Annotated in this window: 10 protein-coding genes; 1 reads left to right on the top strand and 9 read right to left on the bottom strand. The window is 63.1% G+C overall.

Features of this window, described 5'->3' with window-relative positions; genetic code table 11:
* Positions 1-5: 5 nt before the first annotated feature.
* The 7 genes from BV106_RS08350 to BV106_RS08320 all read right to left on the bottom strand — a co-directional run bounded on the left by BV106_RS08350 (position 6) and on the right by BV106_RS08320 (position 9772).
* Positions 6-971 carry an ABC transporter substrate-binding protein gene (locus BV106_RS08350; protein WP_038163320.1) on the bottom strand — a complete coding sequence of 322 codons (966 nt, stop codon included), beginning with the start codon at positions 969-971 and terminating at the stop codon, positions 6-8.
* Positions 972-1206: 235 nt separating this feature from the next.
* Positions 1207-2670, bottom strand: a complete 1464-nt coding sequence (locus BV106_RS08345; RefSeq protein ID WP_063767917.1) for a sulfatase-like hydrolase/transferase — start codon at positions 2668-2670, stop codon at positions 1207-1209.
* Between the two features lie 42 nt (positions 2671-2712).
* The gene (locus BV106_RS08340) at positions 2713-6105 is read right to left on the bottom strand and encodes a hypothetical protein (RefSeq protein WP_038163318.1); all 3393 of its coding nucleotides are present in this window, start codon (positions 6103-6105) and stop codon (positions 2713-2715) included.
* A gap of 52 nt (positions 6106-6157) precedes the next feature.
* Entirely contained in the window at positions 6158-7237 is a 1080-nt protein-coding gene (locus BV106_RS08335) for a prepilin-type N-terminal cleavage/methylation domain-containing protein (protein WP_038163317.1), read from the bottom strand.
* Between the two features lie 12 nt (positions 7238-7249).
* Complete coding sequence (locus BV106_RS08330) at positions 7250-7795, bottom strand: prepilin-type N-terminal cleavage/methylation domain-containing protein (protein ID WP_038163314.1); 546 nt, start codon at positions 7793-7795, stop codon at positions 7250-7252.
* Positions 7792-8517, bottom strand: coding sequence for a GspH/FimT family pseudopilin (locus tag BV106_RS35275; RefSeq protein ID WP_051945414.1), 726 nt, complete (start codon positions 8515-8517; stop codon positions 7792-7794). The genes BV106_RS08330 and BV106_RS35275 overlap by 4 nt, the downstream gene beginning before the upstream one ends.
* Before the next feature lie 229 nt (positions 8518-8746).
* Positions 8747-9772, bottom strand: a complete 1026-nt coding sequence (locus BV106_RS08320; RefSeq protein ID WP_038163311.1) for a helix-turn-helix domain-containing protein — start codon at positions 9770-9772, stop codon at positions 8747-8749.
* Between the two features lie 151 nt (positions 9773-9923).
* On the opposite strand from BV106_RS08320, the gene BV106_RS08315 reads away from it, so the two are divergent.
* Positions 9924-11027 carry a class I SAM-dependent methyltransferase gene (locus BV106_RS08315; protein ID WP_265595448.1) on the top strand — a complete coding sequence of 368 codons (1104 nt, stop codon included), beginning with the start codon at positions 9924-9926 and terminating at the stop codon, positions 11025-11027.
* A 60-nt stretch (positions 11028-11087) separates the two neighbouring features.
* On the opposite strand, the gene BV106_RS08310 is transcribed toward BV106_RS08315, so the two are convergent.
* Both BV106_RS08310 and BV106_RS08305 read right to left on the bottom strand, forming a co-directional pair.
* Positions 11088-13562 carry an AMP-binding protein gene (locus tag BV106_RS08310; protein WP_038163307.1) on the bottom strand — a complete coding sequence of 825 codons (2475 nt, stop codon included), beginning with the start codon at positions 13560-13562 and terminating at the stop codon, positions 11088-11090.
* Between the two features lies 1 nt (position 13563).
* Complete coding sequence (locus BV106_RS08305; RefSeq protein WP_265595447.1) at positions 13564-18129, bottom strand: non-ribosomal peptide synthetase; 4566 nt, start codon at positions 18127-18129, stop codon at positions 13564-13566.
* Positions 18130-18591 lie beyond the last annotated feature (462 nt).

The raw sequence follows: 18591 nt of genomic DNA, 5'->3' as shown, positions 1-18591 counted from the left end.
AATCATCAAAGCTTCGGGAAAAGGGCATCGAGATCGGGTATGCCCTTTAAAAAGCCCACTTTATTGGCACTGGTGACCATCCGGTCCAGGGACTCCCGGGACACCTCCTTGGTCACACGCGTACGGGCCAGCGCCTTCTCGAGCATCGAGTCTTTGGGCGCGGTCCGGGTCAGTTCAGTGAGCTCCGCTTTGATATATGCCTTGGCCTCCGCAGGGTGGGCCAGGATCCAGTCTGTGAGCTCCGCGTGTGCGGTCGCAATCTTCTTCGCCACCTCTGGCCGGTCTTGCACCAGCTCGGCGCTGGCAGCCAGAAGGGTGACGTTGGTATCGGTATCTTGAAGAAAAATCTTGCCGCCCGCCTCGTCCTCGAGCCGGGTGACCCAGGGCTCCACCGTCCAGACCGCGTCAATGCCGCCGTTCTGGAAGAGGGCGAGCTGGTCGGCGTTCTGGGTGGGCAGGATGTGGGCGTCCCCTCCTGTGAGGGTGACCTTGAGCCCCTGCTCGTCCAGCCAGGCCCGGAGTTGGACGTCTTGCGTGTTCCCCAACTGAGGACTGGCGATCTTTTTACCCCGGAAGTCGGCCGCCGTTTTGATGCCGGCCGCCGGCCGGACCACGAGGGCGTTGCCCCCATCTGCCCCGCCGCCGAGCACACGGATCTCCTTGCCGCCGGACTTCGAGTAGGCGTTCAGCGCCGGGCTGGGACCGATGTAGGTCACATCCAGCGCCCCGGCAAAAATGGCCTCCGTGGCCGAGGGCCCGGCGTTGTAGGTGAACCACTGCACCTTGAGCCCAATACGCTCTTCGTACCAGCCCTTCCCGGTGCGGGAGAGATGGTGCGCCACCAGTCCCTGCACGTGGGTGATGTTGGGGAAATGGCCGAATCTCACCACCGACGGGTCCGCCTTTTTCCGGCAGCCGGGGAGTCCGGCAAGCCCGAGGGCGGAGAGGGTGAGAAACTGGCGGCGATGCATGGGGCGGCGAGACTAGCACGCCATGCCGGAAAAGGCCAGCAAGAGTGATACTTTGCAGGAAATGCATTCGCCAAAAGCCTGTGCTTCAGCAGGTTGCGAAACCTCTTCCCCAGAGCTTTCTGCCCTGAAGAGGCCGATGACCGGCCGGAAGGCACAGGCAGAACTGGATGAAAAAAGCCAGCGCCCGGTGAGGCGCTGGCTGATTCAAGTTCGACTGAAAGGGGGGCGGGCTACCTTACTGGGGAGCAGCGGCCGGAGCAGGTGCGGCTGCGGGGGCATTGCGCCGGGCACCACCACCCTGACCCTGCTGGCGGCCTTTGCCGCCGCCACCCGCGCGCCACTTGGGCTCCACGAGTTGGGCATTCCACGCGTCCCATGCGGCGGACAGCTCTTTCAGCTTCTCCGGCTCCTGGGAGGCGAGGTTGGTGCTCTCACCGATGTCCTTGGCGAGATTGTAGAGGGCCGCGCCCTCGGTGGAGGCCTTCCCACCCTGGTTACCCAGCGGGGTACCGTCTTCGGGGGCTTTCACCAGCTTCCAGTCCCCTTTGCGGATGGCGATCTGCTGGCCGAAGCGCCAGTAGAGTGCGTCATGCGGTGCGTCTTTGTTGGCCCCGGTGAGGAGCGGCAGGAGGTTCACGCCGTCCAGCTTCCAGTCGGCGGAGGCGGGAGCCCCCGCGGCCGCGAGGGCGGTGGGCAGGATGTCGAGCTGGATGACGGGCTGGTCGAGCGTCTGGCCGGCAGGGATCTTGCCCTTCCACTGGACGAGCCAGGGCACGCGCACGCCGCCCTCCCAGGTCTGGGCCTTGAAGCCGCGCAGGGGACCGTTGCTGGAGGTGGTCTGGCGAGTGGGACCGCCATTGTCGCTGATGAAGAAGACGAGCGTATTTTCCTCGACTCCGAGTTCGCGCACCTTGCCCAGCACGCTGCCGACGGCATCATCCAGGGCAGACAGCAGGGCGGAGAAGGCCTTGCGCTTGGGGTCCTGAACGTCGTTGAAGCGGGCGAGGTACTTTTCAGGAGCCTGGAGCGGATTGTGCACCGCGTTGAACGGCAGATACACCAGCCACGGATCCGCCTTGTGTTTCTCGATGAAACCCACCGCTTCGCGGGCGAAGGCCTCGGTCGTGTACTCCGCCGTCGTCACCGGCTCGGTGCCGCGGAGGATGGGGTTCTGGGTGTCCGCCTTGGGATCGAGGTAATCATGAGCGCCGCCCAGGAAGCCGTAAAATTCATCGAACCCGCGCTTGAGCGGATGATAGTCCGGCTTGTTGCCGAGGTGGGACTTGCCGAACCAGCCGGTGCTGTAGCCAGCGGCCTTGAAGCGGTCACCGAGGGTCTTCTCCTCCAGGGACAAGCCAACATCCACACCCGCGTTCTGGGCGGGGCCGGGATTGAACTCATGCCCGAAGCGCTGCTGGTACTTGCCGGTCAGGAGGCCCGCGCGAGTGGGGCTGCAGTACGGGCCGCTCACGTAGCCGCTGGTGAAGCGGGCTCCGTTCTTGCCGATGCTGTCGATATTGGGAGTGGGGATCTGGGGATTACCCTGAATGCCCAGCTCACCGTAACCGAGGTCATCGGCGACGATAACGAGGACATTTGGCTTCTTGGCATCCGCTGCGGTGGCAGCGGGAGCGATCCATGGCGAGATGCCAGGCGTGCCGAGAGCGGCGAGCGCCAGCAGGAAGGTGCGAGTTTTCATAGCTTGTTAGCAGGGTGTTGCACGGGAGGCCCTTGCTTGGGCCTATTCATCCAGGTATTTGAAATAAACCACGCGGTACTTGATGGCCGCCTGCGGAGGGTTGTAGGCATCTTCCAGCGAGCTGGAGGTGTACTCCACCTTTCCCAGGGCGGAGGCGGTGTAAACATCCATGCCCACCGGTTCCGGGCCGTCGAACTTGGGGTAACGCCCGTCTGAGTCCAGATCGAGGCGGTCGCCGTCGCCGGAGCGCTTGAGCGGCGGTGAGCCGGGGAGCTGGAAGAGGGTGTCCGTCATGCCATCGGCCGTGCTCAGGCGGGCGGTCTGCTGGGCCGTGCGGTCCCAGGTGCCCACGTTGCTGAGGTGGCCGTTGCCCGGCACGCCATCACGCCCGGTCCAGACGTAGCGCTCGATCAAGGCGTAGAAACGCTTCTCACCGAGCACCCGGTCACCAGCTTCATAGACATCGTGCTGGATGTTCCTCGAACTCTTCTGAAGCACCTGGGCCACGCCCCACATGCCGAAGGTGTTGGAGCGGGTAGTGAGCACGCCGGCCATGTTCCGCAGGAGGGACTCCCTGGCCCAGGCGGTGGTGTTGCCCCCGTCGTACCCAGGCACTTCCGCCAACTCGCCCACGTAGTCAAAGACCTGGCTGTCTGTCTGGTAGGCGGTGATGTTGTCCACGAGGCTTTTGACCTCAGAATCAGAGCGCAGGTACTTGAACACCGCCTCCAGGGGAAGGTGACGATCCGGGATGTTGAACTGGGCGTTCCGCGGATAGATGCGGGAGTTGAGGTTCACCTGGCCCGCGGTGCTGCCCATGTAGGAGGCGGTGGAGAAGCTGTCGGGAAGCTTCTTGTCGATCTTCCACTGGTCATGCGCCATGGGGTAAGTGGCTCCGAAGAGGTCAAGCAGCAACCAGTCCGGCGGCCCCTGCGCGGGATCCGCCTTGTCCAGGCTCAGCGTTCTCCACGGGGTCTTGGACTGCATGCCCGTGTGCAGCAGGGACCAGTAACCGGGCGAGGAAACACGGCTGGTGGTGACGTACTCGTCCGGGCGGTCATAGTTGTACCCGGAGATCTTGGCCCCATCGGGAGCACGCTGGATCGAGCGGAACTTGCTCTTCTCACTGGAGTTTTCCGCGGGCTCGCCGTCGTTGATCTTGCCAGGGGTGCCGATTTTGTTCTCCTTGCCGGGGCCGGTCATGACCCACTGTGCAGCGTCGGAGCTCAAGTTCGGGTCTGCGATTTGCCAGGACACCACCTTGGGTGTGCCCACGTCCTTGAGATCCACGGTCAGGTCCGCCTTCAAGGTGTCGTCCGGAGTGAGTCCCAGCGGGATCATCTGACGCGGGCGGTTTTCATTCGCCAGCGTGCCCTGGCCAGGACGCCACCGGATGGAGACCTTGGCGGTGCCCGCGTTCACAGTGCTGTCGAAGATGACGGGGTCCCAGATGTTAACCAACTGGGCCGCGGTCAGGTCGGTGATCTTGTCATCCTTGCGCGCCGGGGCATCGCTCTTGTTGGTCGGCGGGTTGTCGTTGTCCGTCCGCTGGAATTTGCCGATGGTAAACTCGGGGCTCTTCACCACCACGCGGTTGGGCACGGCGGTGCCTTCGAGCTTGGCCCCCTTGGGCCCGATCAACGTGTTCGCCTCAGGGTAGGTGGCGAGCAGGTTCATGAACTTGTTGTGCCACTGCCGGTCGTTGCGCGGGTCCTCTGCCGTGGTGGCACCGAACTGCTGGCTGGGGCTCTTGCCGCCGCCCTTGGCGGAGATTTCAAAGTAGTCCATGCGGGTGGGGAACTCCTTGAGATCCACGATGGGACCAAAGGGCTGCATGTAATACTCCACCTCATACCAGTACTTGATGTAGCGGGAGTTCTCTGTAGTGGCGGCGTTTCCCTTAGGCGCGGGATCAGCGGTGGTGGCCTGGACAAAGAGACGCAACTCCGTGATGTGCGGCCCGGGGGTCTGCGGGAGCATGAGCACCGCCTTGTTGGTGTCGGGATCCTTGACGCGCCAGTAGAAACGCTCCGGGGCCGCTCCGGCCAGCTCTCCGGCGTTGGGGAAGAAGTTCACGCTCGTGGAGCGGGCCGCGTAGGTGGCACTGAAGTCCGCCACGGAGTCACCCAGCTGGGTGGTGGCCATGCGGGCCTGCTGCAGGATGTTGAGGGCGATCTGGTAGGAGCCGAGGTAGCCGTATTTATCGAGGAAACTACGATCATATCCCGGCCACTTCCGGGCGAAGTACTCCATGAGCATCCGGATCTGGTTGCGGTTCACCATGTTGGCCTTGTCCGCCAGATAACCTTCAGGTCCGGCGATGTCCGCCCCGTTCACCCCGAAGAAACCCATGAGGGAGTTCAGATTCAGGATCTGGTCGTCCTTCAGCTGGCCGGAGGCCAGGGTCCCGGCTTCCAGGGTGCCTTCCACCCCTTTGGGCGTGATGGCGCCGTTGGTGGAGCTGGGGTCATAGATGAAGGGCAGCTGATAGCTGGGCCCGGCCTCCAGGGAGAGCGGGATGTAGCTGGTGAAGAGCCGCGAGCGGCCAAAGGCATTGAACTCCGGGCTGCGGTTGTAGAAGGTGAGGTTGAACTTGTTTTCCTCGTACCAGGCCTTCGGGTCGGGCACGTCCGCGTAGTCCATGATGGCCTCGGGGAAGCGGGCGAACCCGTTCAGGAAAGTCTGCGCCAGCAGCTTGTCGTGCTGCAGCTTGGTGCGATCACTGAACAGCACGTCCAGATTCACGGACTGCGGTTTGCCCAGGCCCCAGGTGCGTTTGCCATCACCCGAGGTGGTGTCATCACCACCCCGCAGGAAGACGGGCGGCATGAACCCGTCCGCGAGCTGGTTGGTGAAGCGCTTGTCCTCATTGGGGGCGGGCTTGCCGATGGCGGTGTTGAAGTTGATGCGGGAGGTTTCATCATCCAGCCAGAAGGCATAACGCGCGCTCAAGCGGTTCTCCGGGCCAGCTGCTGCGGAGGGATCACGCAGCAGGTTCACCCACTTCACCCGCATCTCCGGCGGGGTGGTGCTGCCGGCAGCGGCGGGCACGATGGCGGGCGTGGTGCTGCCCGGCAGGGGCTTGTTGAGGTTCACGGACTCCGCATCACGCAGCACTCCGGTGGGGGGCTGCACGGTCACCTCCCCGGTGTGGAGCGGGACGTACCGCACCGGCTGGCCGGGCCGGACGAGGGTGAGGCGGCCGGGATTGGTCGCCCAGTTCTCCGCGGGGGCCTGCGCGGGCCCCTCACTCAGACGCGCCGGATCGGGGATGTTATTTCTTAGAAGCTCAATGGCGTGGCTCACCGCGCCCTGGGCGACCAGCTTCGTGCGCTGGGAGTTTTCATAAGCACCGGCGGCCTGGCGCTCGGTCTGCATGGTGGAGAGGAATCCCACCACAAGGATGGTCAGCACCCCCACGATAAAGAGGGTCATGATGAGAGCAGCCCCTGCCTCGTGGCGTCGGGCGTGCTCGCGGACTGGCGACTTAGTTTCCATTGATTAGCTTGGCACGGGTGGTGAAGGTGCGTGCGGTGTAGATGCCGAGGGCCCGGAGGTCCTCTTCAAACCGGTTGACCGATTTTTCCACATTGAGCACGCGGGTTTCGTAGACATTGGTCTGGACGGGCAGGGTGAGCCCGCGGTCGAGCGTGGCGCTGTCCAGCGTGACGACCGTGATGTCCACGGCCGCCGGCACGCGATTGCCCTTCATGGTCTGCTCCGTCTGGCTCAGGTAGCTGAAGCTTTTGCCGTTGTCGAACTTGGTGGTGGTGGCGGCCTGGAAGTAGGCGGCGGAGTTGTAGAGCAGCTCGGATCCGGGGTGGTTCGGGTCATCCTTCACCGTGGGGATGGGATTCCCCAGCAGATCCAGCGGCTGGATCCAGAAGGCGACGACGCCATCTGCCGCCGTGGAGACCACCACGTCCTGATTGGTGGGATCCTCCTCGTCAAAAGCCTTGGCATTCCAGTTCTGGGTGAACCAGTCCGCATTGATCGGGCTGGTGCGGAGAGACGGATCGCGAGGGTTGGTGAGGTTGACGGATTTCGGGAAATAAGGTGAGGGATCCCCCACCGTGGCGTTCCCTTTCGGGGGCAGGGTGGGCGCGATGAAGATGCGCTTGAGGCGGTGGAACTTGCGGGCCTCATCCCGGTAGAGGTAATAACCCACGCAGCGCATGTCCCCGTTCGCCCCCAGCGGTGCCATCCAGAGGACCGCGGGTGAATTGGGCGCCACGTTGAGCGCTCCCCGCGTGCCCAGCAATGAACCCTGGGCGATGACAAACTGGGTGCGGGTGTCCACCACAGCAGGGGTGATCTCCCGGCTCATCAGCTCCAGCGTGGTGCGGGCGCTCTGGAAGGTCTCCGTGCGGTTCTGCCCATCCCGCCAGGCGCGGTGGGCGGCGTCCGTGAAGGACGTCAGCACGATGAGGAGGATGGCCAGCAGGGAGACTGAAAGCAGCAGCTCGATAAGCGAGAAGCCGGAGGTGGCCTGCGTGACCGGAGGGGAGGATCGGGGCGCAGTCCGCCCTGCCTGGCCGCCGCCAGGATGGTGATGTGGAAACAACATGGCAGGTGGGGCTTAGTGCTCGATCTTCGGCTGGAACTGGGGGTCGATGACCTGCCAGTCCTGGCCAGCCAGGGAGGTGACGCCGAAGGTCACATCCGCTTTGGGATTGTCCGGCCCCACCGGATTGCCGTTGCTGTCCAGAGGCCAGGAGAGCTTCACACGCACAGCGTGCAGTTTGCTAGTGTTGGCCGGGGCGGGTGTCCAGTCGGTGATCGCCACCTCAGCGCGGTAGGTGCGCCGGGTGCGGTAGCGCTCGACCGTTGCCAGATCTGCGCCGTCTTCCGGCGAGGGCAGATAGACGCCCAGATCATCAAAGTAGGCCGGGCTGAAAGTGGCGAGCCCTGCCTGAAGGCGCTGGCCCTGCAGACGGTTGTAAATATCTTCCAGCACCGTCGCCACCACTGTGTGGTTCGCCGCTTTGCGGGATACATCCAGGCCGACTGGCAGGATGCCCACCACCGAGACGAGCACGGTGGAGATGATGGCCACGCAGAGGACAATCTCGGTCAGAGTGAATCCGCGGCGGGCCTTCGTAGGAGAGACTGACTTCACATTCATGGGCGATAGAGTCGGACACGGCCGGTCAACGTATCCACGTTGACCTGGGCCCAGTTCGCGGCCTCCCGGCCTTGATGGTAGAGGAGACTGCCGTCAGGGTTCACCGAGGCAGGCGCGAGGACGAAGATGGCATTGCGCTTGCCATTGGCTCCGTCAGCGATCCGGGCAGAGCCGGAAGGAAGGAACTCCACATAGCGCATCCTGGTTTCCCCATCCGGGGAGGTGAAGTAGCTGTCGCCCACTTCTTCGGCGACGTAATCACCTCGAACTGAAGCGCCATCTGCCTGGGCGTAACCGGCGGAGCGGATGTACTCTGGCAGCACCGGCTCCAGTGCCACACCATCCGGCAGTTTCTGCCAGGCGGTGAGCTGGACGTACTTCTGGGTCTCGTCATTCCACTCCCACAGGCTCGCCTTGCGCAGCTGGGTGTTGCTGCCGTCCTTCACGTCGGTGGCGACGGCAAAGCGGACCACGTTGTGGCGGGCGATCGCCTCGCTGCGGGCCAGGGTGATCAGGTTCGAGAACTCACGTGCGCTGGTGCTGAGGGATGCGGCGCCGGTGGGGGACTGCATCGCGGGGATGGAGATACCGGACAAAAGGGCGACCACGGAGATCACGACCAGCATCTCCACCATGGTGTAGCCCCCGGCAAGGCGGCAACGCAGCGACTTCCGGCTGCGGATGAGGGAGGTGTGAGTACGAGAAGGGAGTTTGGAGAACATTACAGGTTTCAGGTCGGCTCGACTTCCTTCTCGATATTGAGATCGGATTGTCGGGATGTAGAACTGCCTTCCGTGGTCTGGATGGGCCAACCGTCAAAGATGTCTGAGACATCAATGTACACTCAGTTAGTGTGAATTGAAGGTATTCACGGGGGCCGAGTTGTCCACTAAAAATATGGGATATTTATCCTACTGCGCTAGTAGGGATTGGAAATGTAAACACCAAAATTCAGGACCGTGCGAAATCGGGGATCCGGAAGCGTTTGCGGTACGCCCCGGGGGCCAGCCCGGTGGTGCGCTTGAAGAGCCGTCGGAAGAAAGCGGGGTCCTCATACCCGGCCTGCCAGCTGATCTCATCGACTGCGGTATCCGTCCGCTCCAGCCGCCGTTTGGCCTCCTCCATGCGCAGGCGCTGCACATAGGCCAGCGGGGCCAGTCCGGTGGCCTGGGTGAAGCGACGCTTGAACGTGCGCTCTGCCAGACGGGAGCGCTTGACCATCTCCTCCACCGGTTGGGCGAGGGTGAAGTTCTTCACCAGCCATTTCTGGGCGTCCTCGATCTCCGCATCGCCGTGATCCCGCCGGCCGTCGAAGACCATGTAGGGAGTCAACCCGTCCTGATGCCACTGGAGGGCGAAGGTGCGCGCGATCTCGTGAGCGGCGGTGGCCCCGACGAAGCGGGCGATGAGGTAGAGCGCCATGTCATGCCAGCTCATAGAGGCGCCGGAGCAGACGAGCTCATCACGATCTCCGGACACGGTGAGCACGCGCTCCGGGTGGATGCGCACGGTGGGGTGCGTGCGCTCAAAGGCCTGGGCATAGCCAAAATGCACCGTCGCGTCCCTGCCGAAGTAGAGGTCCGTCTCCGCCAGGAGGAAGACGCCGGAGCAGGCGGAGCAGAGCACCGCGCCGCCCTGGTGCATGCGTTTCAACCAAGCCACCAGCTCCGGGTAGCGCCCCTTGGTCCAGCCGTCTGCAGGCAGCAGGAAGGAGGGCACGATGACGATGTCCGTCGCCTGGACCTGGCCGATCTCGCGCTGCACGCTGATCGGCACCCCGCTGGCCAGCTGCAACGGGCCTGTTGACTCGCCGACAATCTCGACCATAAACGGATTCCGCGGGACCGGCAGATCCATGAACGAGAAGGCATTCAGAACATCGTAAATGCCCGTCAGCGTGGAGATGACTGCGTCTGGCAGAGCCAGGATGCTAACGTGCCGGGGGTCCGCTTTCACTTGTTCGACACGTGGGTTCATGCGGGCATCTCGTTTTCCTGATGGGCGGGCCGGGCAGGCCGTAGCGGGTTAAGGCGGGAAAGTGGCACAAACGAACCGCTTCCGGGTCGTTCCGACTCTGGTGACGCCGGGGACGGTGGGCGAGGCTTTCAGCGAAGTCAGAAACGCGCTCATGCAAACACAACCCTTGCTACGGCAAACCAAGCCCATGAATACACCGGTGATCGATCAAACCAAACTCGAATCTTTTGTCATGCGGGCCATCGGGGACCTCTCGGCCAGCTCGGGAGGCATCCTCATCAGCCTGGGGCACAAGCTGGGGCTGTACAAGGCCCTGGCAGGCGCGGGCCCGCTCACCTCGCAAGAGCTGGCGGATCGCGCCAGCTGTGCGGAACGGTATGTGCGCGAGTGGCTGAACGGCCAGGTGGCGGGAGGCTATGTGCAATACCACGCGGTCAGCAGCACCTATGAACTGACTCCTGAGCAGGCGATGGTGCTGGCTGACGAGGACAGCCCGGTCTTCATCCCGCATGCGTGGAGCGTGCAGGCCTCCATGTGGTTCGATGAAGACAAGGCTGCCCATGCCTTCCGCAGCGGCAAGGGTGTCGGCTGGGGCGAGCATCACGACCGCCTCTACTGCGGAGTGGCCGCCTTCTATCGCAACGCGTACAAAGGCAGTCTGGTGGCCCAATGGCTGCCCGCGCTGGAGGGCGTGGTGGAGAAGCTGGAGGCGGGCATCGAGGTGGCTGACGTGGGCTGCGGTCATGGCCACTCCACCCTGCTGATGGCGCGGGCCTTCCCCAAGTCCCGCTTTCACGGCTATGATGTGCACCAGCCTTCCATCCAGGAAGCGCGCGGTCTGGCCGCGGAGGATGGCCTGGAGGGCAACGCAGAGTTCGAGGTCGCACGAGCCACGGACTACCCCGACCGGAAGTACGGCCTGATCTGCTTCTTCGACTGCCTGCATGACATGGGCGATCCCGTGGCTGCTGCACAATATGCCGCCAAGGTGCTGTCTCCCGATGGAACGGTGCTGCTGGTGGAGCCCTTTGCCAACGACCGTACGGAGGACAACATCTCCCCTGTCGCAAGGCTCTACTACACCGGCTCCACCATGCTGTGCTGTCCCCATGCCGTGTCCGAGGGCGGGCACATGGTGCTGGGGGCACAGGCGGGTGAAGCGCGCCTGGCGGAGGTGTTCCGCAAGGCGGGATTCAGCCACTTCCGCTGCGCGGTGAAGACACCATTCAACCTGGTGCTGGAGGCACGGAGGTAGCCTGCAAGAGAGCGGGCAGGGACGGGGACGCCCCCTGCCCGCGGCGTCCGGATGTCTTCCTCAGTTTATTTCCTCAATCAAACGCTCCAGCAGGCGGGCCGTCTCAGCGGCGTCCTCGCGGATGTAGCTGTCATGCGTACCGGTGACCCGAAGCACCGAGATACCGGAGCGCGCGATCTCCCGCCATCCGCGCGCAAACGCCTCCGCGTCTCTCACCTCAGAGGAAAGCACCAATCTCACCTGGTGCTCGATGCGCGGGGGACGGTATGCCTTCAGAAGCCGGTAATATTGATCGATGCGCGGGGGCAGTGTGGAGGGGGTATCGGCGGCGGCAGAGTTGGATTCGCTCGCTGGCCCCACCCGGGCATCCAACAGAATGACCAAACCCGGACGATGCCCCAAAGCCTCTGCCCGGGCCGCAAGCGCAACGGCCATGACCCCTGCGAGACATTCCCCAATGAAGATGTAGGGACCCACTGGCTGCACCTGCTGCACGGCCTGAAACACCGCTTCAGCCTGAACCTCCAGAGTAGAAGGCAGTTCCCACGCTGCATCCATCGCCTTGGATTGGATGCCAAAGACGGGACGATCCACCCGGAGCCTTCTCAACAACGCCGCAAAGACCAGCAGCTCGTTTTCTCCTCCCCAGCCGCCGGGGATGATGAAAAGCGGCGCGCCAGCTCCGCCTTGCCGGAGAGTCGACAGAAATCCAGGATCACTCTCCACCGGCGGTTCCGAGGCCTGGTTGGCGCGAACCCGCCCCGCGAGTGCCGCAAGGCTGGGATTCTCCAACAACGCCAGTACGGGCAGCTCGACCCCGAGGCTCGCGGTCATCCTTTTGAGCAGGGCCAATGCCCGCAAGGATGTGCCTCCGAGTTCGAAGAAAGCATCGTTCCGGCTGATGCGGTCCAGCCCGAGGATCTCTGACCAGAGTGCTGCGACTTCGACCTCCACGGGATCGGTCGGGGCCTCCCAGGTGTCGTCCGTCCAGGCCTCACGAGCTACCGGCGGAGGGAGGTCATTCCGGGAGACCTTGCCGCTGGAGGACACGGGAAGGCGATCCAGCACGACGAGGGCACCCGGGACAGCATGCGCAGGGAGCAGATGGTGCAGCATCTGCCGCCACACGGTCAGCTCTGCTTGCCCACCCGCGGCCGGCACGAGGTAACCGGCAAGGTATTTGTTTCCTAGTCCGTCATCCCAGGCCTGGACCGCCGCATGGCTGACACCAGGCAGGGTGCCCAGCGCCTGCTCCACGGTGCTGAGCTCCACCCGGTAACCGCGGATTTTCACCAGATCATCACACCTGCCCAGGAACTCGACAGATCCATCCGGGAGCAAACGGCCCCGGTCCCCCGTGCGAAAGAGACGCGCTTGAGGCTGTGCGCCGAGCGGGTCCGGGATGAACCGCTCGCGAGTGAGCGCTTCGTTTTTGAAATAACCGTGCGCCAGCCCCATCCCGCCCACATGCAGCTCGCCCGGGCTGCCTTCCGGCAACACCTGACCGTTTGCATCCAGCACGCGGAGGTACTTCCCCGCGCCGGGACGGCCGACGTTATACCCGGAAGGGAGATGCCCTTTCCGCGAGAACCGGTAAGCGAGACTCGGTGCCTCTGTGGCTCCGTAGAAGAGTACCAGATCCGCGTGGGTGCTGGCCCAGAACCTCTCCTCCAGGGCGGGAGGAAACGCCTCGCCAAAGGTGACTACGATCCTCAAGGTTCGACATGCAGACAGACGCCCTGTCTCGAGCAAGAGGCGCAGCTGCGTGGGCACGGCAACCAGGACGGTAATGTGGTGATCTAGGACCCAGTTCAGGATACGGTCCGGGTCCTGCTCCTCACCCGGCGGCAGCACCACCACGCACGCACCCGATTGAAGGGGAGAAAAGGCCTCCATCATGAGCGGGGTCACAGACACCGGTGCCTTCACCAGCACGCGATCCTGCGGGGTAAAATAGAACTCACCCGTCTTCGCAGCGGCGTTCAAGCGCTGCAGACGGAAATTCCACACAACAGCCTTCGGCGCCCCGGTGGTGCCAGAGGTGCAGAAGATGCTCTCTGGATCGCTGGTGGTGACCTTCACCTCTGGATTGACCCACGCCCCGGGCCCTGGCACATCGCGAGCCGTGTCCAAACAGATCAGCGTGCCGCAACAGCCCACCACGCTCTGGCTTAGGGAATCATGCGTGATGACAACCTTTGCCCCGGCCAGCTGGAGCAGCCCCTCCGTCTGCTGTGGAGACCAGTCAGGATCGAGGTGAAGGCAGGCGACGCCAGCTTTTTGCAACGCGAGCACGGCGATCACCAACTCTGCGCTGCGCCTCAGATACACTGCCGCAATATCTCCTGGACCGGCCCCTGACCTCAGGATGCGGAAGGCAGCAGCATTGGCCCGGTCATTCAATTCCGAGTAAGTGAAGTGGCAGTCTTTGCTGACGAGAGCGGGCGCGTGCGGATTCAGGCGCACCTGCTCCTCAAAGAGCTGGTGCCTGAACGTTTCAATAGAGGTCTGGCTGTCGGTGGAAACGTATCTCATGCTAGCGGTCGGCAGAGGCGGCAAGCTGGCTGTGAAGGGAGGGCGTGATGACGCACTGCAGATGGGTTAGAGGAATCTCAGGATCATCCGCCACAAGGTGGAGAATCCCGAGATAGCCTTCCATCAGCCGGGCGATGGTGTGCTCCTCAAACAGAGCCATCGGGTAATCAAACCTCAGCACCATGGGCTCTGCGGTGAGACTGGCGAGGATCCGCAGATCATTACGAATGGTCTGGTGCTCCACCGGCTCAAGCGTCACTTCCAGCTCATGAAACCGGTGCTGGAGGTCCATGGACGGCATCTCCACGAAGTCCAGCTGCACGAGGGACTTCAGCAGTTGCGGGCTGGATTGATCCATCTGGGCAGCCCCGGTAATCCAGGCCGACGGATGGAACTGGTGCTGCAGTGTCTGCTGCAGCCGGGTGCGGGTGCGGCCCACCAGCTGGCCGAAGGTGGGATTCCCCGTGAGGTCAAACACGATCGGGAGGGCATTGGTGAACATGCCCATGATGTTCTGCATCCAGGGCTCGACGCGGCGGCCGAACGGCGTCATGACCACGAAGCGCCCGCTCGATGTGATACCATGAACCAGCACCGCAAAGGCAGAGAAGAAGAGCGAGAACGGGCTGGATCGCAGCATCTGGGCCTGTTCCAGCAGCTTCTTGCCCAGTGCGCTGGGGACCGTGGTGGTCAGCGACCTTCCGCGGGAGTCCGCATCACGCCCCTTCTCACCGCTCACGGGCAGACGGACCGGCGGAGGGACCGAGGCCACAAACTCCTGCCAGTACTTGGCCGCCGCACGCCCTTCCGTGGAATCAAAGTATCGCTTTTCCCAGTCGGGCAGCAGGATCGACTGGCCCAAAGGTTGCGGCAATTGCGGTGCCTCGCCTCTCACCATGGCGGTGTAAAACCGGCCGAGATCTTCCAGCAAGATGGTCAGTGAAGCTCCATCGCACAGGCAGTGATGCAGCGTGACCATCAGCATGTGCTCCTCTGCGCCGAGCTTGAAGAGCTTCACCCGGATCGAAGAAACCGCTAGATCCAACGGGTGCCACACCTCCTCCCGGGCACAACGGGACAGGAGTTCCCGCTGCTCCGTGGTGGCAAGTTGCGAGACATCGGTCTCGACCACCTCGATGTGGCAAGCCGCCGCCACCTGCTGAAGAGGCTCGCCATCAGCTCCGACCCGTATGGTAATGCGCAGGGCATCATGACGGCGGCTTACCGCCTGGAGGGCCTCTTTCAGCGCCGGCACACTCAGTGGCCCACGAAGCCGGACACGCCGGGTGATGTTCCAGATTCCAAACGAAGATTCGCTGGCCGTCGATTCCCAGAGTGAGCGCTGCTGCGCGGAAAGCGGCCGGCAGCCCCCCAGCACAGTGTCCATCCGGGGTGCGGAAGGCTCCACCGCCGCGGCCACGCGTGTTTCCTCGATCCATGATGCCAGCTCGCCCACCGTGCAGCGTGTGAAAAAGGTGACCGGCGTGAGGTGAAGCTGAAACTCCTGCTTCACGAGGGCGAACAGCCGCATGGCGGAAAGCGAGTTTCCGCCGAGTTCAAAAAAGTCATCGTGGACGCCAAAGTCCGCGGTCCCAAGCAGCTCCGCCCAGAGCCGGTGCACATGCTCCTGAATGCCCTTCTGCGGTCTCTCGGCAGGAGGTGACAGCGGCAGCGGCGGGCCGGGGGGCCGTGAGAGAATCTCGCGATCCACCTTGCCATTGCGGTTCAAGGAAAACTTCTCCCAGACGTAGCACTGGCGCGGAATCAGGAATTCCTGCAATCTGGATCTGAGGAAGGTCATCAGCTCCCGCCCGCTGATGTCCCTGCCAGGGTGGAGCAGGACATGCCCCACGAGTACCGTCTCAGGAGAGCCTGACGAGGGGGGCTGGATGGTGGCCACCGCCTCCTGCACGGCAGGATGCTGGGCGAGCGCGAGCTCCACCTCCGCCAGCTCCACACGATGGCCGCGAATCTTGGCCTGCCCATCCTTGCGTCCAAGAAAGTCCAGCCCGCCACACGGCAAGATGCGGACCCAATCTCCGGTGCGATAGAGAGCTTCACCTTGTGAAAAAGGGCTCGCCACGAAGGCGGCCGCAGTAAGAGCCTCATCATTGACGTAACCGGACGCCACTCCCGCCCCACCGATGTAGAGCTCCCCCGGAATCCCCGGCGGGAGCATCCGCAGAGCCTGATCCAGCACATACACCCTGGCCCCTGACACCGGACGTCCGATGGGCAGCGGGCGGGACCAATCGTGGTGCGCGGAAATATCATGCCAGGTGGCGAAGGTGGTGGTCTCCGTTGGCCCATAGCCATTGGTCAATCTTGCCGGGCCGCCGGCCGCGACGAGACGCTCCGCCGCTTCCGGTCGGAAAACTTCTCCTCCGACCACCAGTTGTTTCAGGCTGCGGAACATGCCAGGACGCTGGCGAGCGAGTTCGTGGCACAGTCCGGTGGTGAGAAAGAGGATGGTGATGCGACGTTGCAACAGCTCTTGTTCCAGAGCCGCTGCCTGCAGGAGTGAGGTTCTGGGCAGCAAGGTCAAACAGGCGCCATTCAAAAGCGCTCCCCATATCTCAAAGGTGGCGGCATCAAAACAGAAGCTGGCCGCCTGGGCCACGACATCCTGCGGAGTGATGCTGGTATAATTGGTCTGTACCACCAGATTTGCAATGGACGCGTGCTTGATGCGCACCCCTTTCGGCCGGCCTGTGGAACCGGAGGTGTATAGAATGCAGGCGATGTCTGCATGCGGAGACGGCCATGGCGAGACAGCGCCGGACCAGGAGACGTCATCGTAGCGGAGCAACGACCAGTCCCCTGCACTCCCAGGAGCAAAGGGCTCCGCTGGCTGCGGGCCGTGCAGGATGACTTTGACGCCGCAATCTTTCAGCATCCCCACGAGGCGCTCCCGTGGCTCCGCGACATCCACAGGCACATAACATCCCCCGGCATAGAGGATGGCGAGCATGCCAATGATCATTCCCAATGACCGGTCTGCACTGATGGCAACCCGATCTCCCTCGCGAACGTCAAGCTCGCGCAACCGCATGGCCAACGCCTGCGCCCGGGCAGCCAGTTCACCATAGGTCAGGTTCTGCTCTCCCTCATTGAGGGCGACGGCGTCAGGATGCAGGGCAGCCTGCTCCTTGAAAAGCTGCACCAGAGAGCGATGCTCGGCAAGAACCTCCCCAGGCGGGTTTAGCAGCGCGATCACGGCGGCTTCGTCCTCGGGAGACAGCAGGGTGAATTTTGCGACCTTCCGTCCGGGAGATCTTGCGAACTGCTGGAGCAGATGCACCAGATGTTTGAGCATCGAGGCAGCGGTGAGATCATCGAACCGCCGCCTGTCATGCGTCAATTCCAGTGCCAGATCATCCCCATCGCACCCTGAAAGAACCAGGGGATAGTGCGAGGCACCGCGCAGCTCTGCATCCGCTTCAGAAAAGGGGGCCCTCAGGCTGCGAAGTCGCGATGACAGGGAGGCGTTCTCAAACGCTACGAGGCTTTCAAAGAGCGCGTCACCGGGGGCCAGTGGACTTGCTTCCAAGATCTGGGAGAGAGGCAGATGCTCGTGCGGCCGCATCGCCACCCAGTGCGTGCGTATTTCCTTGATCCAGGCCCCCAGCGGCATTTCCTCCCGGCAGTGAATCCGCATGGGAACCGTGTTCATCAGCAGGCCGATCACCTTCTCACCTCCCAGCGGGCCAGTATGTCTGCAGACCCGGGGTGCGCCCAAGACGACGTCCTGGCAGCCGGTGTAGCGGCAAAGAAGGAGAGCCCACGCCGCTTGAAGCAGGGTGTTGACCGTGACGTCCAGTGACGCGGCAAGGCTCTTCAATGCCTGGGTGAGATTTGTCCCCAGCGTGATCTGCCGCCGACCATGCATCTCGGCCGGATCCAGCGCTGCTGGATGAGGGAATCCAAGATCCAACGGAGTCGCTGACTCCAGTCCTTGCAAGGCAGTCCGCCAGAATTCGCGGGCCGCCGCCGTGTCTCGAGACTGAGTAAAGGCGACATACTCGCTGAAGCGGGGCCTCAGCGGGGCTGGTGGCGCATCACTGTCGGGAGTCCTCTGATAGCGCGCCCCCACCTCTTCCAAGATCGCCATGCGCGAGCGACCGTCCAGAATGGCATGATGAGAGGTCCAGACCAGGCAGCTGGCGGCGTCTCCGAAGATGAAATGGTGCCATCGCGACAGCGTATCGGTGGCCAGATCAAAGCCACGGCGAAGGTCGTTCGCGAGGAACTCTGCCAACCTCGCTTGTTGCACAGCCGGGGACAGGCCGCTCAGGTCGCTGATTTCAAACTCAACGTTCGAGTCGGCAGGGAATGCCTGCAGCAGTTGCCCGCGATCATCCTCGGCGAGGCGGGTCCGCAACACTTCTTGTGCGTGGATCACCTCACTCCAGGCCCGCTCCCACCGCTCAAGATCCAGCGCAGAGGTGAACTTAAGGATGAATTGTTGAATGTAGACACTATTTCCCGAGCTCGCCCGAGCGTGACCGATCATCCCGGACTGAAGGGAAGTCAGAGGATGGTAGTCGGTTTCAGGAACAATCTGCACTCGCGCCCCACCTACTACCGCAACCCCGGAACGAGGCAAGGATCACGTGCTGCGCAGTTGTACAACTTTTGAGTAAGGGGGAAGAGATGAAGGGATCGTCCTGTTCCACACGCGCGCAGGCCGGATGTTTCTTGCTCACAGCGGTGGTTTTACAAAGAAAGCGTGCAATCACCTCACCGCCTGAAGCGCCTGCGGCGTGGTTCTCGCGGTGTGACTCCGCCTACCCATCGCCCTGCTCCCGCCCGTTCAAGCGCTCACCTTGGCCCCTTGGTCCTTCTCCTCCGCCACATCACCATATACCAGGAAATTTGTGTCTCCTCACGTCGTCAACTACAAGAGCGCTGGAAGGGCGGCGATCAATGACCAGGGGGTGGGCGCAAAGGCGTCAGCCATCGGGCTGCCTGCAGCCTCGCTGGCCTGGTGACGGAACATTCTGCTCATCGGCGCTCAACACCGACCGTA

Origin of the sequence: Verrucomicrobium sp. BvORR106, from assembly GCF_000739655.1 — a bacterium.
Taxonomy (GTDB): domain Bacteria; phylum Verrucomicrobiota; class Verrucomicrobiia; order Verrucomicrobiales; family Verrucomicrobiaceae; genus Verrucomicrobium.
This window is presented reverse-complemented; position numbering and strand designations above follow the sequence as displayed.

Coding starts and splice junctions, on each gene's coding strand:
- BV106_RS08330 (WP_038163314.1), bottom strand. CDS start 7,795: ATGAATGTGAAGTCAGTCTCTCCTACGAAGGCCCGCCGCGGATTCACT.
- BV106_RS08315 (WP_265595448.1), top strand. CDS start 9,924: ATGCAAACACAACCCTTGCTACGGCAAACCAAGCCCATGAATACACCG.
- BV106_RS08310 (WP_038163307.1), bottom strand. CDS start 13,562: ATGAGATACGTTTCCACCGACAGCCAGACCTCTATTGAAACGTTCAGG.
- BV106_RS08320 (WP_038163311.1), bottom strand. CDS start 9,772: ATGAACCCACGTGTCGAACAAGTGAAAGCGGACCCCCGGCACGTTAGC.
- BV106_RS08340 (WP_038163318.1), bottom strand. CDS start 6,105: ATGACCCTCTTTATCGTGGGGGTGCTGACCATCCTTGTGGTGGGATTC.
- BV106_RS08350 (WP_038163320.1), bottom strand. CDS start 971: ATGCATCGCCGCCAGTTTCTCACCCTCTCCGCCCTCGGGCTTGCCGGA.
- BV106_RS08335 (WP_038163317.1), bottom strand. CDS start 7,237: ATGTTGTTTCCACATCACCATCCTGGCGGCGGCCAGGCAGGGCGGACT.
- BV106_RS35275 (WP_051945414.1), bottom strand. CDS start 8,517: ATGTTCTCCAAACTCCCTTCTCGTACTCACACCTCCCTCATCCGCAGC.
- BV106_RS08345 (WP_063767917.1), bottom strand. CDS start 2,670: ATGAAAACTCGCACCTTCCTGCTGGCGCTCGCCGCTCTCGGCACGCCT.